The 25,887-nt window shown below is 41.0% G+C and carries 23 protein-coding genes and 1 other annotated feature; of the genes, 20 read left to right on the top strand and 3 right to left on the bottom strand.

Annotation, left to right across the window (positions count from 1 at the left end; translation table 11 throughout):
- Positions 1-12: 12 nt before the first annotated feature.
- The 6 genes from MKX49_RS13905 to MKX49_RS13880 all read left to right on the top strand — a co-directional run bounded on the left by MKX49_RS13905 (position 13) and on the right by MKX49_RS13880 (position 7,222).
- Positions 13-171 (top strand): hypothetical protein, encoded by a 159-nt coding sequence (locus MKX49_RS13905; protein WP_156404370.1) that lies wholly within the window; start codon positions 13-15, stop codon positions 169-171.
- 188 nt (positions 172-359) lie between these two features.
- Entirely contained in the window at positions 360-4,073 is a 3,714-nt protein-coding gene (locus MKX49_RS13900) for a dynamin family protein (RefSeq protein WP_340876800.1), read from the top strand.
- Between the two features lie 15 nt (positions 4,074-4,088).
- Positions 4,089-4,850, top strand: coding sequence for a nucleotidyltransferase domain-containing protein (locus tag MKX49_RS13895; RefSeq protein ID WP_340876799.1), 762 nt, complete (start codon positions 4,089-4,091; stop codon positions 4,848-4,850).
- Positions 4,851-4,861: 11 nt separating this feature from the next.
- Entirely contained in the window at positions 4,862-5,689 is an 828-nt protein-coding gene (locus MKX49_RS13890; protein WP_340876798.1) for a sulfurtransferase, read from the top strand.
- Positions 5,690-5,774: 85 nt separating this feature from the next.
- Positions 5,775-6,650, top strand: a complete 876-nt coding sequence (locus MKX49_RS13885) for a 5'-3' exonuclease (protein ID WP_340876797.1) — start codon at positions 5,775-5,777, stop codon at positions 6,648-6,650.
- Positions 6,651-6,928: 278 nt separating this feature from the next.
- Positions 6,929-7,222, top strand: coding sequence for a DUF6123 family protein (locus MKX49_RS13880; protein WP_048688421.1), 294 nt, complete (start codon positions 6,929-6,931; stop codon positions 7,220-7,222).
- 44 nt (positions 7,223-7,266) lie between these two features.
- Here MKX49_RS13880 and MKX49_RS13875 read toward each other — a convergent pair whose 3' ends face one another.
- Together MKX49_RS13875 and MKX49_RS13870 are read right to left on the bottom strand one after the other, a co-directional pair.
- Positions 7,267-8,175 carry a DMT family transporter gene (locus MKX49_RS13875; RefSeq protein WP_340876796.1) on the bottom strand — a complete coding sequence of 303 codons (909 nt, stop codon included), beginning with the start codon at positions 8,173-8,175 and terminating at the stop codon, positions 7,267-7,269.
- Positions 8,159-8,572 carry a reverse transcriptase-like protein gene (locus MKX49_RS13870; RefSeq protein ID WP_053535537.1) on the bottom strand — a complete coding sequence of 138 codons (414 nt, stop codon included), beginning with the start codon at positions 8,570-8,572 and terminating at the stop codon, positions 8,159-8,161. Before MKX49_RS13870 ends, MKX49_RS13875 begins: the two co-directional genes overlap by 17 nt.
- A 211-nt stretch (positions 8,573-8,783) precedes the next feature.
- On the opposite strand from MKX49_RS13870, the gene MKX49_RS13865 reads away from it, so the two are divergent.
- From MKX49_RS13865 to MKX49_RS13855, 3 genes are all read left to right on the top strand, one after another.
- The gene (locus MKX49_RS13865) at positions 8,784-9,455 is read left to right on the top strand and encodes a ribonuclease H family protein (RefSeq protein ID WP_252266978.1); all 672 of its coding nucleotides are present in this window, start codon (positions 8,784-8,786) and stop codon (positions 9,453-9,455) included.
- A 5-nt stretch (positions 9,456-9,460) separates the two neighbouring features.
- Positions 9,461-9,646, top strand: a complete 186-nt coding sequence (locus tag MKX49_RS13860) for a zinc-finger domain-containing protein (protein WP_340876794.1) — start codon at positions 9,461-9,463, stop codon at positions 9,644-9,646.
- An 84-nt stretch (positions 9,647-9,730) separates the two neighbouring features.
- Positions 9,731-10,705 carry an HD-GYP domain-containing protein gene (locus MKX49_RS13855; protein WP_340876793.1) on the top strand — a complete coding sequence of 325 codons (975 nt, stop codon included), beginning with the start codon at positions 9,731-9,733 and terminating at the stop codon, positions 10,703-10,705.
- 15 nt (positions 10,706-10,720) lie between these two features.
- On the opposite strand, the gene MKX49_RS13850 is transcribed toward MKX49_RS13855, so the two are convergent.
- The gene (locus MKX49_RS13850) at positions 10,721-11,185 is read right to left on the bottom strand and encodes an RrF2 family transcriptional regulator (RefSeq protein WP_048688442.1); all 465 of its coding nucleotides are present in this window, start codon (positions 11,183-11,185) and stop codon (positions 10,721-10,723) included.
- 170 nt (positions 11,186-11,355) lie between these two features.
- Between MKX49_RS13850 and hmpA the strand changes: the two genes are divergently transcribed.
- The 11 genes from hmpA (at position 11,356) to MKX49_RS13795 (ending at position 25,784) form a co-directional block, all read left to right on the top strand.
- Complete coding sequence (hmpA, locus tag MKX49_RS13845; RefSeq protein ID WP_072273954.1) at positions 11,356-12,564, top strand: NO-inducible flavohemoprotein; 1,209 nt, start codon at positions 11,356-11,358, stop codon at positions 12,562-12,564.
- Between the two features lie 62 nt (positions 12,565-12,626).
- Positions 12,627-12,841, top strand: a binding site (T-box leader).
- 57 nt (positions 12,842-12,898) lie between these two features.
- A complete protein-coding gene (gene proB / locus MKX49_RS13840; RefSeq protein WP_340876792.1) occupies positions 12,899-13,987 on the top strand; it encodes a glutamate 5-kinase in 1,089 nt (362 codons plus the stop codon).
- Positions 13,988-14,022: 35 nt separating this feature from the next.
- On the top strand, positions 14,023-15,270 hold the full coding sequence (locus tag MKX49_RS13835) for a glutamate-5-semialdehyde dehydrogenase (RefSeq protein WP_048688460.1): 1,248 nt from the start codon (positions 14,023-14,025) through the stop codon (positions 15,268-15,270).
- A gap of 80 nt (positions 15,271-15,350) precedes the next feature.
- Positions 15,351-15,785 (top strand): general stress protein, encoded by a 435-nt coding sequence (locus tag MKX49_RS13830; protein WP_082196440.1) that lies wholly within the window; start codon positions 15,351-15,353, stop codon positions 15,783-15,785.
- A 661-nt stretch (positions 15,786-16,446) separates the two neighbouring features.
- The gene (locus MKX49_RS13825; protein ID WP_251540713.1) at positions 16,447-18,381 is read left to right on the top strand and encodes a sigma 54-interacting transcriptional regulator; all 1,935 of its coding nucleotides are present in this window, start codon (positions 16,447-16,449) and stop codon (positions 18,379-18,381) included.
- A 188-nt stretch (positions 18,382-18,569) separates the two neighbouring features.
- Complete coding sequence (locus tag MKX49_RS13820) at positions 18,570-19,544, top strand: hydroxyacid dehydrogenase (protein ID WP_340876791.1); 975 nt, start codon at positions 18,570-18,572, stop codon at positions 19,542-19,544.
- Between the two features lie 86 nt (positions 19,545-19,630).
- Positions 19,631-19,822, top strand: a complete 192-nt coding sequence (locus MKX49_RS13815; protein WP_034307824.1) for a DUF3311 domain-containing protein — start codon at positions 19,631-19,633, stop codon at positions 19,820-19,822.
- Positions 19,822-21,318 carry a sodium:solute symporter family protein gene (locus MKX49_RS13810; protein WP_340876789.1) on the top strand — a complete coding sequence of 499 codons (1,497 nt, stop codon included), beginning with the start codon at positions 19,822-19,824 and terminating at the stop codon, positions 21,316-21,318. The genes MKX49_RS13815 and MKX49_RS13810 overlap by 1 nt, the downstream gene beginning before the upstream one ends.
- Positions 21,319-21,397: 79 nt before the next feature.
- Positions 21,398-23,062 (top strand): thiamine pyrophosphate-dependent enzyme, encoded by a 1,665-nt coding sequence (locus tag MKX49_RS13805; protein WP_340876788.1) that lies wholly within the window; start codon positions 21,398-21,400, stop codon positions 23,060-23,062.
- 51 nt (positions 23,063-23,113) lie between these two features.
- Positions 23,114-24,283, top strand: a complete 1,170-nt coding sequence (locus tag MKX49_RS13800; RefSeq protein WP_340876787.1) for a Glu/Leu/Phe/Val family dehydrogenase — start codon at positions 23,114-23,116, stop codon at positions 24,281-24,283.
- A 70-nt stretch (positions 24,284-24,353) separates the two neighbouring features.
- Entirely contained in the window at positions 24,354-25,784 is a 1,431-nt protein-coding gene (locus MKX49_RS13795; RefSeq protein WP_323597692.1) for an amino acid permease, read from the top strand.
- Positions 25,785-25,887 lie beyond the last annotated feature (103 nt).

The raw sequence follows: 25,887 nt of genomic DNA, 5'->3' as shown, positions 1-25,887 counted from the left end.
ATGGTGTTGGTAATGGTTTGGGTATTCATTTTATTGACAATCGCTACATATGGCTTTGTGATGAAACATGTATTGAATAATATTCAAAAACCGGCAAAGGCAGTAAAACCTTATACCGAGTCACCAATGGAAAACCGAGCTGCTTTTAACCCCACCCCAACAACCAGGTAAACATCCTGGTTTTTTTTTGCATTTCAACAATATGATCAAATTGCGCGAATCCACCAATTGGTGGTTTTTTTTTTGAACATGGCCTGTAATGAATCATATAGTAAAAATAAAGCTGACGGTATGAATAACAAACGAAATCGTTTACAATAAGAATATCAAAATGACGATAGATTAAGGGGTATGGATTCATGATTCAAGAAACATTAAAGCAACAGTCCAAATTGGGAATTTTGACTGCCATGTATGAGAAATTTCAATCGGCAGGTGATACAGGCAATGCAGATAAAATGAAACAGTTAATCATGAAAGTGAATAATGAGGAGTTCATCATTGCTTTTTGCGGGCATTTTTCAGCGGGGAAATCTAGTATGATCAACTTTCTCCTTGGTGATCAAGTATTGCCTTCAAGTCCGATTCCTACGAGTGCAAATACGGTAAAGGTACAAAAAGGGGAAGACTATGCCAAAGTCTTTTACCATCATCAGCCACCAGTCTTATTTCCTGCACCTTATGATTTTAAAGAGGTCAAGAAATTTGCCAAGGATGGAGATTCAGTATCGGCAATAACGATAAGTTCCAATGATTTTTCACTGCCGGATTCATGTGCGATCATGGATACGCCAGGAATCGATTCGACAGACGATGCACATAGAGTTTCTACGGAATCTGCCCTGCATCTAGCTGATGTCGTCTTTTATGTCATGGACTACAATCACGTTCAATCAGAAGTGAACTTCCTATTCACGAAAGAATTGTTGGAGGCTGAAAAACCGACATACTTAATTATCAATATGATCGATAAGCATGATGAGAACGAGCTTGGATTTCAAGACTTCAAGCTTTCCGTTTCTGAAGCTTTTGCGAACTGGAATGTATATCCTGATGGTATTTTTTATACATCCGTAAGAGACTTGAACAATACCGAAAATGAAATAGAAGTGGTCAAGCAATTCATATATGACATGGCGGGCAAAGGTTTAAATGATGGGAAAGATGCCATCATGCAATCGGCTAATGCCCTTGTCGAAAGACATCTTAATTGGCTGAAGGAGCAGTATGAAGAGGAACATGCCGATGATTTTGAAGTATTATCAGAACTGCCTCATGAAGAGCGGATACACCTGACGAATCAGGTGGACAGCCTATTGAAAGAAAAAAAATCATTGACTGGACGCATAGAGGAAATCAAGGGCCAATATGCCGATGCATTGGAAACCATTTTAAAAGGCGCATACATCATGCCGGCGGCAACACGGGACCTAGGTAAATCATTCTTGGAATCGGCTCAGCCGGACTTTAAAATGGGTCTATTATTTGCCAAGAAAAAAACAGATGCCGAACGTGAGGCACGTATTAAGGCGTTCTTGAGCGATCTACAAGAAAAGGTGAAAACCCAGCTTGAATGGCATCTTAAAGAACTGGCGGTTAAAACGCTTAATCAAGCGGAAATCCATGATTCAACACTTGAAAGTAAGGCTCAGGCACTTCAGATCGAGGTAACGGAATCTTACATAAAAAACTCTTTGAAGCCTCAAGTCGATATTACGGGTGAATACGTTTTAAACTATACGAATGATTTGGCATCTGCCATCAAAAAGAAAGCACGTGATGTATCAGAAGGATTTTTGAATGATATGGTTACCGTTATGGAAGGAATAGTGGAACAGCAGTCCATGTCCATCGATAAGGAACTTGAAGGTTTTTCTGAATTTGCGGAAGCTCTTAAAGTTACTGCTGCGATGAACGCGGAAATCGAGTACCAAACGGAACGGATAGAGGCCATTGCCCATCAAACTGAATCATTAGTGGATGAGCGTGAAATCGATATGCTGTTAACTCAATGGAATGAAGAGGAAAAAAATATTACAGTCAAAATGATGACAACCGATAAAGTAAGTAATTCAAGGTCCGTCAACGAACAATCTGTAAGTGATCATGTTAAAGAAATCAAGGAAGCTGTACCTTCCGTGACTGTTTCTTCATCTGATGCTACTGATTTACGCGGAAAAGAAAAGCTGATGGAAACTGCAGCGAGTTTAAAACAGGCGGCCGAGCTGATCCAACCTCTGAGAGGGTTTCAATCGCTTTATAAAGAATTGAAAGAGAAGGCAAATCGCTTGGAACAACAGACGTTCACGGTTGCCCTCTTCGGTGCATTCAGTGCGGGTAAATCTTCCTTTGCCAATGCTTTGATGGGAGAAAGCGTCCTTCCTGTCTCACCAAATCCGACAACTGCCGCAATCAACAAAATCATGTCTTCGGACGCTGAGCATCCACATGGAACGGCAACCGTCAAATTAAAGACCGAAGCGATGCTGTTGGAAGATGTAAGCCTGGCATTGGCAGCTTTTGATAAATCGGCAAAGACTCTGGATGAAGCACTTCAACTAGCAGGGCAAATCATTGCGAAGGCAGGGGAAGTTGATAAGGGTAAAACGCACTTATCGTTTCTTAGGGCGTTTCATCAAGGGCTTCCCGAGTACCAAAATGATTTAGGAAATGTGGTTACGGTAGACCTTGAAGGATTTAAACGGTTTGCTGCGGAAGAGTCCAAGTCATGTCTTGTTGATCTGATCGAATTGCGTTATGACTGTGAAATGACAAAGCAGGGGATGGTCCTTGTTGACACACCTGGGGCCGATTCGATTAATGCACGCCATACAGGAGCAGCTTTCGAATATATAAAGAATTCGGACGCCATCCTATTTGTGACCTATTATAATCATCCATTTTCCCGCGCAGACAGGGAGTTCCTGATACAGCTTGGACGTGTGAAAGATTCTTTCGCTATGGATAAGATGTTTTTCATCGTCAATGCCGTCGACCTGGCACAAACGACTGACGAATTGGACGAAGTGATGGATTATGTCACAGATCAATTGAATGGATTCGGTATCCGTTTTCCAAAACTGTTCCCGCTTACGAGTAAGGGGGCGTTGATGGAAAAACAAACGCCTGGTTTGTTTAAGCATTCATTCCTTCCTAATAGCGGAATCATGGAATTCCAAGGCCAATTCGATTCTTTCATAGAAAACGATTTAACTGGACTTGCGATTGAATCGGCTCAAGCGGCTGTAAAAAGAACCGAAGAATTGCTACGAGATGTAATTACAGCTTCCAGACAGGATGAGAAAGCGAAACGAAAAGCCCTGGAGACCCTTTCTCATGAGTCACAGGCCATTTCGGAACTCCTTTCAGTCATTAAAGGGGATGCCGAAAAGCAACGGTTGAAAAAAGAGATAGACGAATTGACTTTCTATAGTAAACAACGGGTCTTCTTCCGGTTTAATGATTTCTTCAAAGAATCGTTCAATCCAGCTGTTTTAAAAGATGATGGAGGCGATCTGAAAATTGTCCTCAAGCAATCGATGAAGAACTTATTGGATGCGTTAGGCTTTGACCTTGCCCAGGAAATGCGGGCAACGGCTTTGAGGACGGAAATGTTCGTAAATAAATTACTGAATGAGAAACAGGGCAGTTTGCTTCAGCAAATGCAAAAAATAAGAAGAACCCTTTCATTACAGCCATATGAACCCAATGAGAGGGAATCCCTTGAATTCACTGGAGCTTTTGCCCAATTGGATACAGGGGAATTCAAAAAGGAATTGGCATTATTCAAGAATCCAAAATCTTTCTTTGAAAAGAATGAAAAAGCGAAAATGAGCGAAGGTCTTCAGAAGCGTTTGGATGAACCTGCCCTTATATATGCAAAAGAACAGGGTGAGCGGATTTACGAAATGTATAATGAAGTCCTCGATCAAGAGTTACTCGCGATTCAAAAAGAGTTTAAGACGGAAGTATCGGATATCTTTGCAGGGTTACGTGCAGCATTGGAGGAAACGGTTGATTTACCGTATTATGAAAATGCTGTAGCGGAATTGGCTAAAATGCATTCGAAATAGAAACGAGGTTCATTCATGAAAGAAAACCTTATTTCACGCTTGAGATACCTGGAAAAGAATGAGGATATAACCATATTGATGGCTGCTGTTACTGGCAGCCATTCTTTTGGTTTATCATCGGTCCAATCGGATTACGATGTTCGGTTTGTATATGTTCATAATGATAAGCGATCATACTTGAGCTTGAGGCAGCCAGTTGAAGTCATTCAAGTGAAAGAAGGCCTATTTGACATGGAAGGCTGGGATCTCTTTAAATCATCCCGACTTACCTTAAAGAGTAACCCTGCTCTATTTGAATTGTTTCAGTCACCTATCAGGTTGATAACCCATCCGGATTATTATAGGAAGATGACTGGTTTGATAGCGGATTGCTATTCCAAAAAGGCACTGGGGCACCATTACTATCGGATGATGAGCGACAATCTTCAACAATTGACAAAAACAAGGGGTTCCGAAAGAAAAGAGCTAAAAATATGGGTACAAGTATACCGTTCGTATTTAACCCTTGAATATATCATCCAACGGGGTTCGCTGCCACCATTATCGGTATGGGAATTACTTGATACGGTTTCAACGGATCAAGGAATGAAAAAAAGGATGACCCGGATATTTAAAGCAAAACAAATGGAAGAATGTATAAGCAACAATGAAAGTGAAAATAATCTTTCGCTAATAGAAGGGAAATCACTTTCCATAAAGAATGAGATAACTAGGCTACATCAAGGGAAGAACATGGAAATGGAACTTAATGAATTAATTTGGGCCATTTTGGAATAGGGGGATATGAGATGAGTTTTATAATCGAAAAAGAAGAGCTGTTGCCGTTGTTGAATTCTAGAGATATCAGAATTTGTGACTGCCGCTTTCAATTAGGCTCTCCCGACGCAGGGTATAATGATTACAAAAAAGACCATATTTCAGGCGCTGTTTATTTCGATCTTGAAAAGGACTTATCGGGTCAGGTTCAAGAACATGGCGGAAGACATCCTCTTCCTGACCTGGAAACCATTAAAAATAAACTGGAATCAAATGGAATCACCAACGATACTGTACTTATCGCTTATGATGGCGGGGAAGGTTCTTTTGCTTCCAGGTTTGTCTGGTTGCTAAGCTACCTTGGGCATCAGAAAGTCTTTTTCCTGAACGGGGGATATCGCGCCTGGAGGGATGCAGGCTATCCGATTGACTCGATTCAAATGAATTATATGCCAACCGAATATCGTATCGATTTAAATGAGCACGTTTTTGCATCTTTTCGAAAAGTGAAGGATTACACTTTGAATAGACCTGACGATATCGTATTAATGGATTCACGGGAATCTAAGCGCTACGAGGGAATCGAGGAGCCAATTGATAAAAAAGCCGGCCATATACCTGGTGCAGTAAATAAGGTGTGGACGAACGTTCTGGAAAATGGCTATTTTAAAAAGAAGGAAGATCTTCAGTCGAATTTTACAAGCATCGGTAAAGATAAGGAAATCATTGTGTACTGCGGTTCAGGTGTAACGGCCTCACCCAATTATATCGCCCTGAAAGAAGCGGGCTTTAAAGATGTGAAGATTTATATTGGCAGTTTCAGTGACTGGATCTCGTATGATGATAATCCAATTGAATAATATTTTTTCCAATTAAACGATCCTTAAAAAAAGGGACAGTTATGTTAAAATGGAAGTACATCATGATAGAGGTGATAATGTGTTAATGAAAGAAAATGAGCAGCATCCATCCTTTATGCTTGTCGATGGAATGGCGCTTTTATTTAGAGCTTTTTATGCAACGGCCGTTACTGGTCAATTCATGATTAACTCCAAAGGCATCCCGACCAATGCCGTTCAAGGTTTTTTGAAGCATATGCTGACGGCGGTGAATCACTTTTCACCCAGTCATGTAGCGGTATGCTGGGATATGGGCAGCAAGACTTTCAGAAATGAATTATTTGATGGATACAAGGCGAATCGATCAGAAGCTCCAGTCGAAATGATCCCTCAATTCGAATTAGCGAAAAAAGCGGTTGAAGCATTCGATATCCCTAACATAGGACTATCTGGTTATGAGGCGGATGACTGTATCGGAACAATTGCCAAAGCATCTGCACAGCATAGCCGAGTGGGTATATTGACTGGCGATCAAGATATGCTTCAGTTAATAGATGAAAACATTTCCGTACTATTGTTAAAAAAAGGGTATGGTAACTATGAGGTGCATAATCCCGATAGCTTTTTTGAGTGGAAAGGGATTACACCAAGGCAAATGATCGATTTAAAAGCTTTAATGGGTGATACAGCTGATAACTATCCCGGGGTTAAAGGAATTGGTGAGAAGACAGCATTGAAATTATTGATACAGTATCAAAGTATCGAAGGCATTCTTGAAAATGTTGCTTCATTGACGAATGGGCAACGGGCTAAAATTGAATCCGCTGTCGATATGCTTCATTTATCCAGAAAGCTAGCAGAAATAAAATGTGATGTACCAATTTCATGTTCTTTGGACGATGCGGTCTATCAGTATGATCGCGAAAAGGTCAAAAATCTGGCTAGGGATCATGAATTCAGGACTTTACTGCGAATGATCTAATCAAAAAAGGGGAGCTCCCCTTTTGAAATTCCCTTTAAATTTTCGCCTGAATTTAAGAGATTGGGGCTCTACTAGCCCGCGCGTTGAAGGGAGACCCTGCAGGCGCTTGCGCCGAGGGCGGACCGGCCGCGGAAAACGAGTGCCCTACGTTCCAATCAACGTTCAAATTGTACAGTCTGGGACCTCCCTAATGGGAGGTCCTTTATTTTGTACGATGATTTTTTTGTCGAAAAATGGATAGTCAAATTCTTTTATATACGGTAAGATGAAAATAAGGCATGAAGTATGGAGTGGATGCAGAAGTGGCGAAATCAACTGAAGAGTATGTTAGTTTTTTAGAGGGTAAGGGATTCACTTTTGGTAATGACGCGATTGGTTTTATTTATTTTGGTAAGCGCTACACGGATGCAAGTGATATTTTAGTCAATGCAGCAATAGAGTTGACATTGAAGGTACAAAAGAATTTTGATGGCAGCTTTTATATCTCCTTTTTGGAAAACTTAAAACAAAATGGCATTGAAACGCGTAGTGCAGCGGTATCGTTTGCAAAAGAACAGGGGCTACTTAAATAAATCGGACTTCGTAACTGGAAGTCCGATTTATTTTATTGGGCTTTTCAAGAAAACCCCTGTGTCACCGGTTTCTTTTTCTTAACAGGCAGTTCTGCAAAAATCATTCCCAAGAATATGAATGCGCAGCCGATGATGGAAGCGGAAGTCAATTTTTCCCCTATCAATATGTATGAGGATAACGCTGCAAAAACCGGTTCCATTGAAAAGATCAGCGCCACTCTTGTAGGTGTCGTATAGGCTTGGAAGAAGGTTTGTGCGAAAAAGGCGAACGCCGTGGCAAGGGCTGCCGTAACCAATAAAGCAGTCCATACATCCTTCTGTAACATGACCTCTGAGCTGAAGATGACGGAATGATTCTCTTTGAAAATGAAAGCTGAAACAAATGATAATAAAGATACGGTGGAAACCTGAACCAACGTCAGCGGTAAAGCGGGAAGGGTCTTGGCATATTTAGCGGTAGTGATGATTTGCATGGCAAAACTGATTGCACATAAAAATACCAGTAAATCACCGATATTCAAATTGGAGCGGTCAGCGAAAGTCATTAAATAAAGTCCGATGGTTGCGGCTGCGACACCTATTATTGTATTTCGGGAAAGCCTATGCTTTAATAGCAGCAGGGAAAAAACAGGTACCATGACAACACTTAATCCTGTTATAAAGCCAGTCTTTGCAGGCGTTGTATAATTCAATCCGATCGTTTGAAGCCCATAACCGAGAAAAAGCCATACACCAATATGAAACCCAGCTTTAAAAAGGCCCTTGCTCCCGTTTTTCCCCTTTTTGTGTAGAGTCAATAAATAAGGGATGAGCAAGAATACGAAGGCCATGAAAAAACGGACGGCATTAAACGTGAAGGGTTCAAGAAAAGATAGCGCATTTTGGACCATGACAAAAGTGACGCCCCAGATGAATACAACGAATAATAATGAAAAATCAGCTGTCTTGTTCATGAATTTCCTCAGCCTTATTCAAGCGAATGGCCCGTCTTGCCAACTCATCCGCGGACTTATTTTCGATATTTGGAATCCATTTCATGAAAAATAAATCAAGCTCGTCGGAAAGCTTTAAAGCCCGTTCCAGCAAAAGGGCATACTTATTTTTTGCAAATCTTTTTTCAATGGCCTGGTTGATGGCTTGGGAGTCCGTACGAAAAGAAACGACTTGATACTTATTGGCCACACAAATCTCCAATGCTTTGATTAAGGCATGGTACTCCGCTTCATGGTTTTCCATATTCCCAAGAGGAAAGGAATGCCTCTCGACCACACCGTTATTATTTATGAAAACACCTGCACCGCTAGGCCCTGGATTGCCCGCACTGGCACCATCAATATACACTTCGATCAAGATGTGCTCCTCCTCGAGTTTAACTGTTAAAATGTTACGTTTCATTTAAAATTAAGATTGAAACATGAGAATTTCAGGCTGATATGGGAACTATAATTAAAAAGAGTGATTAAAATGCTTACAATATATTATAAAGGGTATGACGAAAAAAAGGTATGAAATTTGTAAGCTGTTCTGCATGAATCGTGAATGGATAAGGAGCTGGAAATCTTTGAAGGTAATTATGCAATGGACATATCAAGCTTCAAAAAAACCATCTGCCGATTTCGTTTCGGATTGGCTCGATGCCGGGACTGCACTGGTCATTACGGAAGATCTTGAAAAGGCAGGAAGGCTGAAAGAAGTGGAATTCAAGGATGAATTCGATACAACATGGACCAAGAAGGAGTTAAAGAAACTCCTGACGGAAATTGAGGAAGAACCGCAGGATGTGACGGTTTTCTTTGATGGAGGTTTTCAAAAAGATGAAAAGGTGGCAGGAATTGGTGTTGCCATTTATTATCGTCAAGGAAAAAAGTTCTGGCGGTTACGCACCAATGTGAAATTGGAGCAATTCGAATCCAATAATGAAGCTGAATATGCGGCTTTTCATGAAGCGGTCAGGCAGATGGACGAACTTGGAATCCACCATCAAAGCTGTGTCTTTAAAGGGGATTCTCTCGTCGTCTTAAATCAACTTTCCGGTGAATGGCCCTGTATGGAAGAAAACTTAAATAAATGGCTGGACCGCATTGAAGCGAAACTGGATAAATTAAAGATCATTCCTGTCTGCAAGCCGATTTCTCGAAAGGAAAACCAGGAAGCCGATCGCCTGGCCACACTTGCACTGCAAGGAAAAGCCATTTTCAGTAAAATAGAAATTGCTGGGTCAAAGGAGCCATAACAACAATGAACAGGAAAAAAATATATGAAGAAGTGGAAGAGGTTCTCGCTTCATTTTGCCAAGATTGTTTTTTAAGAAAGCATTTTCGAAAAGAGAAGGGGCGTACGTATGCCCATCAGTTCTGTATTTCAGAATGCACGGTTGGTGAAAAATTAAAACAGCTGGGCAATGAACTTAGTGACCGAACTTAAGTGCCCAAAAATTGCTTTCATTAAGACACAAGGCAATGAAGGATATGGTATTATAGGTGAAAAATAGAGAAAAGTGTGAGAGCAATGAAAAATAGAAGAGGGAAACTATATAATGCGAAAACGCCTCTTACCATACCCAGAATTGATTTCATAAGGGAAGAATTGAAAAAAGATGCAACTTCTTTAACGGTAGATCATGCACGACCTAACGTAAATATTCAGGAAAGAATCAACGAAGCTTCGCTTCAATTGAAAAACATCTTTCAAGATATACGAAATGAAGGAAAAATACAGCTTGATAAGATTGTATTGATTAAAGCAAAAGTTGCACCTGTCATTGCAGAAGCTGCAAAGAATCCTGATGTTTATTACCTTTTCGAAGAGCTGCAAGCAAATAACGAGTACACCTATAAGCATAATATCGGTGTCGGGATCATTGCCACTTATCTAGGGATGAAGCTTGGATTATCGAAAGAAAACCTTTCAACACTGACACTGGCAGCCACACTGCATGACGTGGGTAAAACAAGGATTCCGGATAGTATATTGGAAAAGCCGGGTAAACTGACTGCGGCAGAATATGAAGAAATGAAACGCCATGCCATTTATGGTTATGAATTACTTAAAAGTATCCCAGGAATCCCACCATCGATTGCATTAACAGCCCTTCAGCACCATGAACGGGAAGATGGGAAAGGCTATCCACATGGTCTGATGGGGAATGATATCCATCATCATGCGAAAATCGTCGCAATAGCCGATGTATTCCATGCGATGTCTTCAAATCGTGTATATCATCGGGCCATGCCGTTTTATAAGGTGATTGAGCAAATGAACAGCGATAAGTTCGGTAAATTTAATCCTGAGATCCTAATGGAGTTTGTAAACCGATTAATGTCCACTTTAGTCGGAAAAGAAGTCACCCTTACCAATGGACGAAACGGGACGATCATCATGATCGATCCATACGATCCCCTTAAAGCTTTGTTGAAAACCGGTACAGAGATCATAGATTTACGAATGGAAAAAGAATGGCAAATCGAACGAATCATCGGTTAATGAAAAAGAGCCCGATTATAAAAAATCGGGCTTCTCGTCATTCTGCTTTACCGAATCAAAATAGGTTTTGAGCATTACTTTATTTTCGCTGAAGTCTGCAATCGTATATTGATCAAGGACCTTTAAAAAAGCATCCAAGGCATTGTTAAGGACAAATTTCAATGAACAAACGGGAGAAATCACACAGTTATCGTGATCTTTAAAACATTCCACTAAATAAAAATCTTCTTCGGTTCTCCGCACAAGTTCCCCTACATTTATTTCAGCGGGTGATTTTGCAAGCCGGAAACCGCCATTTCTTCCACGTATCGTCTCAATATAGCCTAATTTACCTAGATTATGAACAATTTTCATCAAATGATTTTTAGACAGTTGATATACTTCAGAAATCTCTTTGATATTTGATAATTTGCTTTGGTCGTGGGTAGCCAGGTAAATCAACACTCTAAGTGAGTAATCGGAATAACTCGTCAACCTCATGTTTATCGCCTCACATTCTATCCCCATTTGACTATATCATAAATGTGAACATTTTATAAACATGAAAACTTATTATCTGAAAAGATGTATAAAAAATATTGCTTTTAATGCATTTAAGTTCTAATATAAACATGTATTCAAAATACTTGTTTATGAAAAGGGGTTTACCTATGCTATCCCAGAAAACCATCGATATTATCAAATCAACCGTACCTGTATTAGAAGTGCATGGTACAACTATCACAACTGTATTTTATAAAAATCTTTTCGAAGCACATCCTGAATTATTAAATGTTTTCAATCATGCCAATCAAAAAAAGGGGCGCCAGCAAACGGCACTTGCCAACACGGTATTGGCAGCAGCTAAATATATAGATCAACTAGAAACGATTTTACCTGCCGTGAAGCAAATAGCACAAAAACATAGAAGCCTTGCAGTCAAAGCCGAACATTATCCGATTGTTGGAGAACACCTATTAGGCGCAATCAAAGAAGTGTTACAAGATTCGGCTACAGAAGAAATCCTTCAAGCTTGGGGAGAGGCGTATGGAGTCATTGCGAATGTTTTCATTAGCATCGAAAAGGAAATGTACGACGAAGCTTCCAATCAGGTCGGCGGATGGTCTGATTTCAAACGATTCACAGTGGTGGAAAAAGTACGGGAAAGTGAAGTAATCACATCCTTTTATCTAAAGCCATCAGATGGAGATAAGGTTCCGGCATTTCTTCCAGGACAATATATTACCGTTCGGATTGAGATACCGGGTGAACGCTATTTATTCAACCGTCAGTATAGTTTATCTGATGTTCCGGGAAAAGATTATTTCCGTATTTCCGTTAAAAAAGAAAAGCCGGGAACCTCTCCTGATGGTAGGGTCTCTAACTACTTGCATGAATCCATTCAGATGGGTGACAGTATTGACGTAACGGCTCCTGCAGGTGATTTCACCATCGACTTGGATAAACGAACACCGGCAGTATTCTTGAGCGGAGGCGTTGGCATAACGCCTTTCATGAGCATGGTCCATGCGGTAGCTGAACAAACACCTGAGCGTGATGTACAATTCATTCATGCAACAGATAATGGCCATTTACAGCCGTTCAGAATGGAACTGACAGAACTAGGACACAAGCTTACCAACTATCAATTATCCTTTGTCTTTAAAAATCCGAGTGAGGATGATAAGAACCTCCCGAATTTTGAAAAGGAAGGGTATATTGATAAGGAATTATTGAGCAGTATTGTTAAACCTGAGGCTGATTATTATGTGTGCGGCCCTGTGCCTTTCATGAAGGCCATCATCACTTACCTGAAAGAGCTTGGGGTAGATACGGATAAAATTCACTATGAGTTCTTCGGCCCAGCAATCGCTTTATAAGGATCATTCATCGCAGGAATGTTATTGACATCAAGAAGATAATTTTGCATACTATATTAAAACAATGAACGTTGAGAGAAGATTAGTATGCGAGAATCACTGTGACAGAGAGCGGCGTCGATTGCTGGAAGACCCGCGACAGGAAAGCGCAGAACCTGCTTCTTGAGTCCTATGCAAAACATAGGCGCAAATCCTGGCGTTATCAGGCAAAGTGGAATGCATGAACTTGCATTCAATGAAGGTGGTACCACGGAGAGCAGCCCTTTTCGTCCTTATTTCGAGGATGAAAAGGGCTTTTTTTCATGTCTTAGATATTTATTGGAGGAAGTAATCGATGGAAAAGAAACGCATCGTTGTAAAGATAGGAAGTAGTTCTTTGACCAATACACAAGGTGAAATCGACCAAAACAAATTTTCCGATCATATCCAGGCAGTGGCAGCGTTAAGGAAAGCGGGGCATGAAGTTGTCCTTGTTTCATCTGGTGCTGTAGCGACAGGTTTTCGCAAGCTCGGCTATCCTACGCGACCTGTCACTCTCAAAGGAAAACAAGCTGCTGCAGCGGTGGGGCAAAGCCTATTGATTCAATCATATATGGAACAATTAGGGAACTTTGGAATCGTTCCGGCGCAGATTTTATTAACTAGGAAAGATTTCTCGAAAAAGGATAGATATAAAAATGCCTATGCGACATTGATGGAATTGCTTGAACGCGGCATCCTTCCGATCATAAATGAAAATGATACAGTATCGGTCGAGGAGTTGACTTTTGGTGATAATGATATGCTATCCGCCTTGGTAAGCGGGTTAGTCCACGCCACGAACTTGATCATATTAACGGACATTAATGGGCTCTATGATTCCAATCCACAGACAAATCCAGGGGCGAAACGATTTGATAAATTATCCGAAGTTACGGATGATTTATTGCAAATGGCAGAAGGTGCAGGTTCCAATGTCGGAACCGGTGGGATGAAATCGAAGCTGATTGCAGCGCAAACGGCATTGTCACTAGGGGTGAAAGTATTCATCGGATCTGGTTTGGGGAGTGATAAACTTCTAACAATCCTTGAAGGCAATGGTGATGGCACAAATATAGGGAATGAAGACATGGCGATGGTAACGAAAAACAAACAATGGATATCCCTTCATTCAAAAGTATCCGGGAAAATTTTCGTTGATGAAGGTGCCGAAAGGGCCTTAGTTTCAAATGGAAGCAGTCTGCTGCCAGCTGGAATTTATGAAATTAAAGGAGTCTTCAATAAGGGTGATGTTGTCGAAGTCTTTGGTGCAAATGGGTTATTAGGGCGGGGTGAGGTCCTTTATTCCGACGAAGAATTAAAACAGGCGATGGGAAAGAGGACATCCGAGCTTATAATCACTTCCATAGAAGTTATTCATCGCGATAAATGGGTGAAAGCATAAAAAATCAATTTCAAGAAAAAAGGGGGAGTTTAGAAATGAGTGAAGTGACGGCGAAAGGAAAGGCAGCCAAAAAAGCCAGTTATCAGCTAATCGGATTGAGTACGGAAAAGAAGAATGAGGCTCTTGGGAAAATTGCGAAACAACTTATTATCGATAAAGATTTTTTGATAAAGGAAAACCAAAAGGATCTGGAAGATGGCAGGAAAAAAGGTCTCAGCGAGTCTATATTAGATCGAATTATGTTGAATGGTAACCGTATTGATGACATGGCAGCGGCCATTGAGCTTCTAATCGATTTAAATGATCCGATTGGGGAACAATTGGAGACGATTGAAAAAGAGAATGGTTTATTGATTAAAAAGCAACGGGTGCCGATCGGGGTAATCGGAATGATTTATGAAGCAAGGCCTAACGTGACCATCGATGCAGCTACATTATCTTTGAAAACGGGGAATGCTGTCATCTTAAGAGGCAGCTCGTCAGCCAAACACTCCAATATGGCACTAGTCTCTTCCATTCATAAAGCATTGGAGAATACGGAAATCCCTGTAGAAGCTGTTCAGTTGATCGAGGATACAAGTCGTGAAACCGCTAAGGAACTTTTTCATCTTAATGAGTATTTAGATGTTTTGATTCCCCGGGGCGGAAAGAATTTAATTGAAACGGTCATTAAGGAGTCCACTGTTCCCGTCCTTGAAACAGGTGCAGGCAATTGCCATATCTTCATCGATCAGACCGCAGATATTACGATGGTCGAGAAAATTGTCTTAAACGGTAAAACTCAGCGCCCATCCGTATGCAATGCTATTGAGGGGCTTCTGATCCATGAAAAATGGTTTGAAGAAAATGGAGTGCGTATTCTGGAACTCCTGGACGAAAAGGGTATTGAATTATATGGAGATGAAGCGGTTTGCAGCTCCTTTCCGAGAGCGAAAACGGCTACGGAGGAAGATTGGTCAACTGAGTACCTGGCTTTAAAACTCAGCGTGAAAACTGTAAAAGGTGTATCCGATGCCATTGATCACATAAACCGATACGGTTCCAAGCATTCTGAAGCAATCTTAACGGGGGATGAACAAAATGCTTCTGCATTTTTGAATAAAGTGGATGCCGCAGCCGTTTATCACAATGCTTCAACCCGTTTTACCGACGGCTTTGAATTCGGTTATGGCGCAGAAATCGGCATTTCCACACAAAAGCTGCATGCGCGCGGACCAATGGGTTTACCTGCCTTAACATCAAGCAAGTACTTCATTTATGGCCAGGGGCAAATCCGGGAATAGGATTCATTTCTTTCATGGAAGGTTATTAAAACTCAATTAAGGGTATTGTATAATACATTACTTTTAAAGGAGCAGATACCATGGACAAGAGGTTTATAGCAATATATGAAAATGAAAATGAAGCGATTTCAGCAGTCGGAAACTTAAAGGAACAAGGATATACATCCGATCAAATATCAGTATTGGCAAAAAACATTGATAAATTACCAAATGAAGCCGAGGAAGTCAGCCCGGCAAAAACTGATGGATTAGTAGCTGGGGCAGCAGCCGGCGGAGCTGTCGGATTGACAGGCCTGCTTATTGGAATGAGTGCATTGGCCGTACCAGGAATAGGTCCGATATTGGCAGCAGGACCGATTTTCGCCACTTTTGGGGGAGCGGCAGCCGGGGCAGCATCGGGAGCAGGCGGATTGAGAAAGCCATTATTGGACATTGGACTGGAGGAAGCCGAAGTCGATCAATATATGGAGGATATTAAAGCAGGGAAAATCCTTGTCATAGCCGACCCTTTTTAAGTTTGCAAGTAAAACCACCTTGAATGAACAGACTTATTGTTTGAGAACTAAACTCCATACAAACTCAAAATTAAACAGCTCTTATTTATTGAAAAACCCCGTTCAGGATTCTTGAACGGGGTTAATCTGTTTGTAGGCTAATTTTATTTATTGTCACTAACGATAAAATCAAAAGGAATTCCACATTGGTATGAAGAATAAAGGAATATAGTCCTATTAGCGAGAAAGGGAGGGGGATTATGGTGAAAAAGCAGAAGCCGATGCCACTTTAAGAAATTATAGATATTTTATTCATGATGATTTTCCCTTTGAGAATCATTATACTGATTATAATGTTAAAAAGCGTTTTCCAGTGATGAAAAGCAAGTTTTATTGAGAAGAATTGAATGACCATTCTTTTTGTGATATTTAATACCAATCGAAATCCTTGTAATGAAAAAACCCACGATAATAGGGTTTTTTATTTTTAAAAGTGAAAGATGGAATATCTTGATAAAACGGGGAATTAATCTCATGCGTACTTAAGGCATTAACTTTTCATATTCTGGCTTTGAAAAACTCTAAGGCATTCTTAGCTAACTCGAACTATCAAGACCTTGTATGACCAGGGCTTTGAGCTTTATCCAATAAAGCAAAATGATTTAGGTTGGAGGTGGGTGTTTTGATAAAAATAAAACTCGTTGTTCCTCGAAAAGGGTATATTACGGACGCCTTTGAAAGATTTGAGGAATTCAACAAGTTGGAAGCAGCGGAAAACAATGATAACGGATCGGTGAAGTTTGTATTAGAGGAGGTAGTTGAGGATGCCGATAAGATTGGGAAGTTGAAGCTTGATGCCGATGTAATCATCTCAAGGGGATTAATCACGAAACTATTAAAAGAATGCAATGAATTCATTCCTATCGTTGATATACCTGTACAGGGCATTGACCTCATTCGTTCCCTGCATGATTGCAAGGCTCGTTTTGGCAGTAAAAAAGTGGCTGTCATAGGTGCGTTAAATATGATTTATGGTGTTGAAAACCTTTCGGATATCGTTGATTTGCCAATTCAGTCCTATATATTAAATGATATCGAGTCCTCAGTCAGTTTAGTGGATTTAGCCGCCAGAGATGGCTGTGAGGTTGTGTTAAGTGGGTTAAGTACATGTAAATATGCCGAAGAAATAGGGTTGGGAGCCATTCTGGTTGATACTGGAAAGGAATCATTTCGGCAGGCGTTGATTGAGGCGAAACGAGTAGCTCTTGTCAGCAGAAGGGAACAGGAGAAGACCAAGCGTTACCAAACGATTCTTAATTATGCCTATGAAGGGGTTATTGCAATAGATTTAAAAGGACAAATATCCGTATTCAATACGGCCGCTCAGGAGATATTAGCCATTTCCAAGGGGAGCTTAATTGGAAATTCTGTATACGATATAATAAGGCCCGGAAAATTTCGTAATATGCTTTTAAGCGACGATGAATACGAAAAAGATACCGTTGCTTACCAATCCATTCAATTATCGGTAAAAAAAGTCGGGATATTTTTAAAAGGTAAAAAAGTGGGGGATATGGTCGCCTTTCAAGACGTTACCCGCATTCAGGAGATGGAAGGGAAGTTCTTTAGAAAGCTTCATTCACGCGGACATGTGGCGAAGTACACATTTGATGATATATTGTATCGGAGTTCGGAAATCAAGAGGACGATTGAAACGGCTCAACGTTATAGTGAAGTAGATTCAAACATTCTTATAATTGGAGAAACTGGAACGGGCAAGGAAATATTCGCCCAAAGCATACATAATCATAGCAACCGTAAAAATAACCCGTTTGTAGCCATTAATTGCGCAGCCCTTCCCGAAAATCTATTGGAAAGTGAGCTTTTCGGATATGCAGAAGGAGCTTTCACGGGAGCCATGAAAGGCGGAAAACAAGGATTTTTTGAACTGGCCCATAGAGGTACGATTTTTTTAGATGAAATAGGAGAAATCTCCCCAAAAATGCAAAGCCGGCTGCTGCGTGTCCTGCAGGAGCGTGAAATCATGCGCATCGGTGATGATAAAGTAATCCCGGTTGATGTGAGAATAGTGTCGGCAACGAACAAAGACCTCATGCAAATGGTAAAGAGTAATGACTTTCGGGAGGATCTGTATTATCGCTTGAGTGTGCTGGACCTTGTATTGCCTCCGCTTCGGGAACGCAGAGAAGATATTCCGTTATTGGTGAATGCCTTTATTCGGAAAGGTCATTCGGAACAAAAACAAATCAAGATCACGGATAGTGCCATGAAAAAGCTAAGTGAAGGGAATTGGGAGGGGAATATTCGCCAATTGCAAAATTTTTGTGAGCGATTATGTGCTCTTTATAAGAACAAATTAATTGATGTGTATGATATCGAGATGTATTTTCCGAATAAAAGTAATAAGAAAATACTGTTTTCGGACCAAAACGAAGAGATGGATATGTCACCTGGGATACATTTATCCGAGCGTGAAAGAATTGTTCAAACGTTAATGAAGGTGAATTTTAATAAAGGAAAAGCTGCCTTTGAGTTAGGCATGAGTCGCACGACTTTATGGAGAAAGATGAAAGATTTGAATATTGAAACAAATTGAAACGGATTGAAACAAATTAATTCATTATGAAACAATTTGTTTACTTTATTTATCTCTTAATTTGAGAACGAATTGGCTTCTTTCTTGAAAAAACGGATGTTTTTTATCTTGGCACAATAATTGTATATAAACAATGTAGTAGGAAAGGTTTTTTCTTCAAGGTTAACATGAAAGGTTGGTGGGAATGTGTGAGTCATTTAGTGTATATTCCTCAAGATATTGAGAAAGAGGGGAAAAGTTATTTAGTAGAAAAAGGCTTTAAGATTAAAGTAGGGTCTGATTTGTCGCAAGAAATTCTTATGGAAGAAATCAAGGGTTGTGATGCAGTACTAACGAGATCAACGGCTGTAATAAATAGAGAAGTTATTACAGCAGCTGAAAACCTCAAAGTAATAGCTAAGTATGGAGTGGGCTTGGACAATATCGATATCGAAGCCGCTACAGAGCGTGGCATATATGTAACAAATACCCCAGAGGCGAATGCGAATTCTGTAGCGGAACATGTAATGGCATTAATTTTATCATTGTCCAAAAACTTAAGCTTGGCTGATAAAGAGCTGCGCAGCGGGAATTTTGCTATCCGTAATCAACTTTTTGGCATGGACTTGGAAGGCAAGACATTGGGGATTATCGGACTAGGGAGAATCGGTAGAATACTGGCAAAAAAGGCTTCCGAAGGCTTCGATATGAAAGTAATTGGCTACGACCCTTATGTTACAGCCAGCCCGAATTCTGAGCTGGAGATAGCAACAGATTTAGAATGGGTATTCAGAAACGCTGATGTTATTAGTCTGCATCTGCCGTTAACGAAAACAACAAAAGGAATAATAGGAAGCCGTGAGTTTTCCTGGATGAAAACTTCCGCCTTTTTTGTAAACGCTTCCAGGGGCGGTGTGGTGAAGGAAATTGATTTAGTAAACGCTTTGCAAGCAGGCGAGATTGCCGGTGCTGGAATAGACGTATTTGAAGTTGAACCTCCTGATAAATGGAATCCACTTTTTAAATTGGATAATGTGATAGTCAGTCCTCATAATGCCGCTTTGACGAAGGAAGGTTCCGTACGCATGGCTGTACATGCCGCAATGCAGGTGGAACAAGTTCTTGCTGGCGCGAAACCGAACTGGGCTGTAAATGAGCCCTTAACCAAAGGGGTGTCAATGTAATAATACATTAACAATTATCTGTTTTTTCTGAAAAATGAGGTTTGGAAAATTCGAGTTTGGCATTTGTTGATAAGGGTGGTGAACAAATGAAGAAAATAATCTATGTGATAAGTGCAATACCGGCACTTGGCTCGCTTGTGGTTATCAATCGAATTGAACCTTATGTTTTAGGGATGCCATTTGTTCTTTTTTGGGCCATATTATGGGTCTGTCTTACATCAGTTTTTTTGATAATTGCTAATAAACTTGATCCTGCAACCGAGGAGGAAGAAGACTGATGAATGAAGCCCTGCTTGTTATCCTTTTCTTTCTGGTTCTGTGTATTTGGTTAGGGCTTCAAGCTCGAAAAGGTAAAAATATGAGTTTGGAACAATGGGCTATAGGCGGAAGAGGCTTCGGCAGCTTTTTGCTCTTCTTCTTGATAGCAGGTGAAATGTTTACGACATATACGTTTTTGGGGGCAAGCGGCGGAGCTTATCGATCTGGTATGCCTCCTGCCTTATACGCTTTCAATTGCTTCTATTTTGTAATCGCCTATTGGCTGTTACCGCCTATTTGGAGGTATGCCAAAAAAAATAATGTCATTTCTCAATCTGATTTTTATGACAAAAAGTACAACAGTCCTGCTCTAGGTGTTCTTGTGGCGGTAATTAGCGTCATTTCAATTATTCCATATCTGATCATGCAGTTGAAAGGATTAGGAATAATCGTATCGGAAGCCTCCTATGGGTCCATATCTCCGAATGTGGCTATAGTTGTTGGGGTAATTGCGATCACAATTTATGTAACGGCTTCTGGGATGCATGGAGTGGCGTGGACCGCGGTCATTAAAGATATCATGATTCTGGCTGTTGTCGTCTTTATGGGGATTTATTTTCCACTTCATTATTACGATGGTATACAGCCGATGTTTGAAGCAATCGATACAGCAAAACAAGGATTTTTGATTTTCCCGGAACAAGGTTTGAGTATCTCTTGGTTTATATCAGCTACGATCATGACAGCACTGGCATTCTATATGTTTCCTCATATGTTAGCGGGAGTGTTCTCAGCAAAAAGTCCGAAATCACTTCGTTGGAATGCTGGGGTTATGCCAATTTATCAAGTAATCATCATTTTTTCTTTATTTATTGGTTTTTCTTCGATTCTCCAAGTCCCGAATTTACAGGGAGCAGAAGCAGATTTAGCTTTATTTAAAATGGCGAAGATGTCATTTGATCCCTGGTTTGTCGGAGTTATTGGAGCATCAGGGGCAATGGCCGCCCTTATTCCCAGTTCACTCGTTTTGACGGCTACGGCCACGATACTTTCAAAAAATGTATATAAGGTATGGAAGCCGAATACATCAGATGACCAGCTACAAAGATTGAGCAGGATGTTAGTACCTGTCATTTCTATAGTGACTCTATATTTTACGTTCAATGGCGGGGAGTCGATTTTTACGCTGTATCTTATGGCATATAGCTTCATGGCACAGTTGTTTCCAGCACTATTTTTCAGTCTGTGGAAAAAGAATCCTGTCACGGTTCAAGGAGCATTTGCCGGAATGATCGTAGGAATTCTAATTGTTGTATACTCGACCACATCAGGTACGACACTTGCTACATTATTTCCATCTCTGCCGCAAGCCATACAAGATCTTGATGTAGGGTTAGCTGTATTATTCATCAACATCGCAGTAACTTTGGGAGTAAGTGCCGTTACTAGAAAAACTTCACTTGGGATGAAAGAAGATATTAAACAGGCTTCAGGAATGGAAAAGCTTGTTAAATGACAGTGGGAATCAGTCCAATATTCATATAATCGTAGATTAATAGAATAAAAACACGTTTTCGAAAGCGGGAGGCTTGATTATGAAAGTCAGTGGAGGAAGAGCAGTCGTAGAAGTAATGGCTAAAGAAGGGGTAAAAAAAGCTTTTTGTGTACCAGGTGAAAGTTATCTTAGTGTAATGGATGCACTATACCAACATCCTGAAATAGAACTTATTTCCGCAAGGCATGAAGGAGGTGCCTCTTTTATGGCGGAAGGGTATGCCAAGGCTTCAGGAGAGGTGGGAGTCTGTATGGCAACGCGTGGAGTGGGTGCTACAAACTTAGCTATCGGCATTCATACAGCTTCTCAGGATTCAACCCCTTTGGTTGCGCTTATTGGCCAAGTCGAACGCCCTTTTAAAGAAAAGGAAGCATTCCAGGAAGTGAATTTGACGGGTTTTTTCAGTCATTTATGTAAATGGACGGTAGAAGTAGATCGTGTGGAAAGAATCCCGGAATTATTGCAACGGGCTTTCCATATTGCGAGGTCGGGGCGTCCGGGCCCTGTATTAGTGGCTTTGCCGCATGACATGTTGGAAGACGAGGCAGAGTTGAACATAAATCCTTCTTATCGCTCGCTTCCTCCTCAACCACATATGGAAGATGTGAAGCAGGCGATGGATATGATACGAAACGCGGAGCGCCCCGTATTGATTGCTGGCGGAGGTGTGATTCATGCTAAGGCCAACAGGTTGCTTGTACAGTTTGTGGAGACAATGAAACTTCCTGTCGTTACAGCTTTCCGTCGGTTTGACGCGTTTCCGAACTCACATCCTTGCTATGCAGGGTGGCTTGGATTTGGGACACCTCAATATTTACTTGATGCAATCCGGGATGCAGATGTAGTTTTGGCATTAGGGACACGATTCTCCCAAGTAGGAACACAAGATTACACCTTGCTTTCTAAAAATTCAAAGCTGATCCATGTGGATATTTGTCCCGATATTTTTGGTAAAGTGTATGCTCCTTCTCTTGCCATTGAAGCGGATGCCAAGAGCTTTTTGGAACAAGCACTGCAAGCGCCAGAATCAGGATCTTTTATTTCAGGCGAAGATCATCTGAAAGAATTGCACGATAAATATATGGAATTTTCTGAACCGAAGGCCGATTACACAGAGGATTTCGTGGATATGGACGGATTGATGCATGATCTGGCTGTCTGTCTGCCGAAGGATACCATCATTACAAATGATGCAGGCAACTTTTTTGGATGGCTATCAAGATATTATCGTTTTGAACAAGAAAACACATACGTGGGGCCAACGTCGGGTGCAATGGGATATGGACTGCCTGCTGCTATTGGGGCAAAACTGGCGCAGCCTCACAAACATGTTGTTTCTATTTCGGGGGATGGTGGCTTCATGATGACTCTCCAAGAGATTGAAACCGCTGTAAGGTATAAAATTCCGACCATATCAATTGTTGTGAACAACAATATTTACGGAACAATTCGAGCACATCAAGAAAGGCATTTTCCAAACCGGGCCGTTGGAACTGACTTATCTAATCCTGATTTTGCTGGATTGGCCCGCTTATTTGGGGCACATGGTGAAAAGGTTGAAAAAAATATTGATTTTGCGCCAGCGCTGCAACGGGCGATTGCTTCAGGGCTGCCGTCTGTAATAGAAGTTACAGTCAATCCAAAGATTCTATCTGCAGGCCAGGACAAGAAGGAAGTATACGAAAAGTTAGTGTCTAATAATTAACTTTGGAAGTTAGCAGGACCCAATAAAAGGCATGTAAGGGAGGTATCATAGTTGTTAAAACCATATATAGTTGTTGAATGGAATGATACGGAAACAGATGCTAAAGGCTGGCTGGTCGTCCATAACTTTGTAAAAGGATACACAGGAGGCGGTACAAGAATGCACCCAACAGTTACAAGAGAAGAGGTCGAAAGGCTCGCCGAGGCGATGGCTTATAAGTATGTAGCCTGTGAGTCTGAGACGACTGGCGGTTGTAAAGCGGGCATTGCCTATGATTATAAAGCGCCAGACGCATATGCAGTGTTAAGAAGATTTCTGATTGCGATGATGCCTTATATAGATATAGGGGTATCGTTAGGCAGTGATTTAGGTACCAAATATGAAGATGTACTCAAAATATTTAATGAATTTGGCATTGATATCCCCCTAACGAAATCAATGAAGCAGAATCCGAATGTTCTGCAAGGGATAAAAGATTTCGATGAACTGTTGACGACAAAAATCGACGGGTTGTTTTTAAACGATGTCGTAACAGGCTATGGTGTGGCTTTCTCCGCAGATGAGGCATGGAAATTTAAAAACGGAAAAGGTGGAGCAAGAGTTGTCATTCAAGGATTCGGCTGTGTAGGGGCAAGCTGTGCATTGAAAATGACCCAGTTAGGTTATAAAGTTGTGGGAATTTCCGATGCAGCCCTTTTGGTTACATGTGACGAAGGATTGGATGTCCAAAAGCTTATTGATCATAAGAATATGTACGGGGAAATGGATAAAGCCTTTTTTGAACCGCATTATGTTGTAAGGCCAAACACGGAATGGCTCGACATAGATTGCGATATTTTAATTCCGTCCGCATTGGAGGATGTCATCCACATATCCAATGCCAAAAGCGTAAAAGCAAGCTTGATTGTGGAGGCGGCGAACATTCCCCTTTCATCTGAGGGAGACGAAATCATAAGACAGAGAGGAATAGATGTTGTCAATGATTTCGTTGCCAACCTGGGGGCGATAAGATTTTATGATGCGGTTATTTTCGGACTGGTTAAACCAAATCCACAAGCTGTCGTCGATGATATAGAAAAACTATGCAGGAAAAATACGTATCATTTGTTTACTCAAGCAAAAAAACAAAAAAAATATCAAAGAGAAGTAGCTTATGAAATATTTAAACCGACAATCAGCGACCTTCCAGAATATGCAGTGCCTTCCGAAGCGTTATCGTGAAACTCTCGTTAACTTGTGTTAATCATGAAAGTGTTCAGGCAGTTTATCAATCAGGAACGGGGGGGAATTCATGCAAACAGAACATGAAAATCAGCCAAAAGAATTACAGCGTTCAATGAAGAGTAGACATTTATTCATGCTCTCCTTAGGTGGGGTAATTGGAACAGGTCTTTTCCTGGGATCAGGATATGCAATCGGTGAAGCTGGACCCTTAGGAGCGATTGTTGCCTATTTGGTCGGTGGTTTATTAATGTACTTGGCGATGATTTGTCTCGGTGAATTATCGGTAGTGATGCCGGTATCCGGTTCCTTTCAGGTCCATGCAACGAAATTTATTGGTCCCGCCACTGGATTTGTCATTGGCTGGATTTACTGGCTAAGCTGGGCTCTTTACGTAGGCCTGGAATTTGTAGCGGCCGGTTTGCTCATGACCAGATGGTTTCCCGATATACCAGTATGGATATGGTGTGTGATATTTACGGTCCTTTTATTCACTATAAATGCATTGACTACGCGAAGTTTTGCAGAGACAGAGTATTGGTTCTCCGGGATTAAAGTGCTTGCCGTCATTCTCTTCATAATTATCGGTGCAGCAGCGATGTTTGGATTGATTCATATGGAGGATGCACAACCTGCCCCGTTCCTTTCCAATTTTATAGGAGATGGACTATTCCCTACAGGGTTCACGGGTGTGTTTATATCGATGATGACAGTCGTATATGCTTTCCAGGGATCGGAAATCATGGGTGTTGCAGCAGGAGAGACGGAAAACCCGCAAAAAAGCATTCCGAGAGCGATTCGAAACATCGTAATACGCGTGCTGCTTTTCTATGTACTGGCAATCTTTGTTCTATCGGCCATCGTTCCTTGGAAAGAAGTCGGGGTACTGGAAAGTCCATTTGTTACCGTGTTTGAAATGGTAGGCATTCCTTATGCAGCAGACATTATGAATTTCGTAATTTTGACGGCGGTCCTCTCCGTAGGAAACACGGGTCTGTTTGCTTGTACAAGGATCCTTTTCTCCCTTTCTCAAAACGGTATGGCACATTCTTCATTTGGAAAGCTCAATCGGCGCGGTGTACCTATGAACGCCTTACTAGTCACCATGGTCTTTGCCTTGCTGTCGCTGCTTACTAGTGTAGTAGCGGAAGAAACGTTATTCGTTGTGCTGCTTTCCATAAGCGGGGTTGGAGGGGTGCTTACTTGGATGGTGATTGCGATCGCACAGTACAGATTCCGTAAGCAGTATATCAGAACAGGCGGAAAGGTTGAAAATCTGAAGTTTAGAGTACCTTTTTTCCCGTTTGCCCCAATTCTCTGCATCATTATGTGTCTAGGTATTTTCGTGTTTACCGCTTATGATCCGACACAGCGAACTTCGTTGTATTGGGGATTAGGTTTCGTCATTGCTTGCTATATTTTTTACTATTTTAGATATTCGCGAAGGAACGTCGAGGTGCCAGCCCTAACAAATGAACAGACCAATGATTTTATTCAATAGTGATTATTATATCCAAGATATAAGAAAACGGTCGTTTAAGATTCATTTAGAAGTGCAGTTAAAAGCAAAACCTATAATTTAGAGAAGTAGAATAATAGAATAC

Origin of the sequence: Peribacillus sp. FSL M8-0224 (assembly GCF_038003055.1) — a bacterium.
GTDB lineage: Bacteria > Bacillota > Bacilli > Bacillales > DSM-1321 > Peribacillus > Peribacillus frigoritolerans.
The sequence above is the reverse complement of the archived record's forward strand: the minus strand, read 5'-3'. Positions and strand labels throughout refer to the sequence as shown.

Bases quoted from the DNA above. Each gene is read 5' to 3' on its own strand.
- MKX49_RS13875 (WP_340876796.1), bottom strand. From the start codon at position 8,175: ATGAACAAGACAGCTGATTTTTCATTATTATTCGTTGTATTCATCTGG.
- MKX49_RS13880 (WP_048688421.1), top strand. From the start codon at position 6,929: ATGAAGTATGGAGTGGATGCAGAAGTGGCGAAATCAACTGAAGAGTAT.
- MKX49_RS13860 (WP_340876794.1), top strand. From the start codon at position 9,461: ATGAACAGGAAAAAAATATATGAAGAAGTGGAAGAGGTTCTCGCTTCA.
- MKX49_RS13855 (WP_340876793.1), top strand. From the start codon at position 9,731: ATGAAAAATAGAAGAGGGAAACTATATAATGCGAAAACGCCTCTTACC.
- MKX49_RS13830 (WP_082196440.1), top strand. From the start codon at position 15,351: ATGGACAAGAGGTTTATAGCAATATATGAAAATGAAAATGAAGCGATT.
- MKX49_RS13815 (WP_034307824.1), top strand. From the start codon at position 19,631: ATGAAGAAAATAATCTATGTGATAAGTGCAATACCGGCACTTGGCTCG.
- hmpA (WP_072273954.1), top strand. From the start codon at position 11,356: ATGCTATCCCAGAAAACCATCGATATTATCAAATCAACCGTACCTGTA.
- MKX49_RS13905 (WP_156404370.1), top strand. From the start codon at position 13: ATGGTTTGGGTATTCATTTTATTGACAATCGCTACATATGGCTTTGTG.
- MKX49_RS13885 (WP_340876797.1), top strand. From the start codon at position 5,775: ATGAAAGAAAATGAGCAGCATCCATCCTTTATGCTTGTCGATGGAATG.
- MKX49_RS13835 (WP_048688460.1), top strand. From the start codon at position 14,023: ATGAGTGAAGTGACGGCGAAAGGAAAGGCAGCCAAAAAAGCCAGTTAT.
- MKX49_RS13850 (WP_048688442.1), bottom strand. From the start codon at position 11,185: ATGAGGTTGACGAGTTATTCCGATTACTCACTTAGAGTGTTGATTTAC.
- MKX49_RS13805 (WP_340876788.1), top strand. From the start codon at position 21,398: ATGAAAGTCAGTGGAGGAAGAGCAGTCGTAGAAGTAATGGCTAAAGAA.
- MKX49_RS13890 (WP_340876798.1), top strand. From the start codon at position 4,862: ATGAGTTTTATAATCGAAAAAGAAGAGCTGTTGCCGTTGTTGAATTCT.
- MKX49_RS13895 (WP_340876799.1), top strand. From the start codon at position 4,089: ATGAAAGAAAACCTTATTTCACGCTTGAGATACCTGGAAAAGAATGAG.
- proB (WP_340876792.1), top strand. From the start codon at position 12,899: ATGGAAAAGAAACGCATCGTTGTAAAGATAGGAAGTAGTTCTTTGACC.
- MKX49_RS13810 (WP_340876789.1), top strand. From the start codon at position 19,822: ATGAATGAAGCCCTGCTTGTTATCCTTTTCTTTCTGGTTCTGTGTATT.
- MKX49_RS13900 (WP_340876800.1), top strand. From the start codon at position 360: ATGATTCAAGAAACATTAAAGCAACAGTCCAAATTGGGAATTTTGACT.
- MKX49_RS13795 (WP_323597692.1), top strand. From the start codon at position 24,354: ATGCAAACAGAACATGAAAATCAGCCAAAAGAATTACAGCGTTCAATG.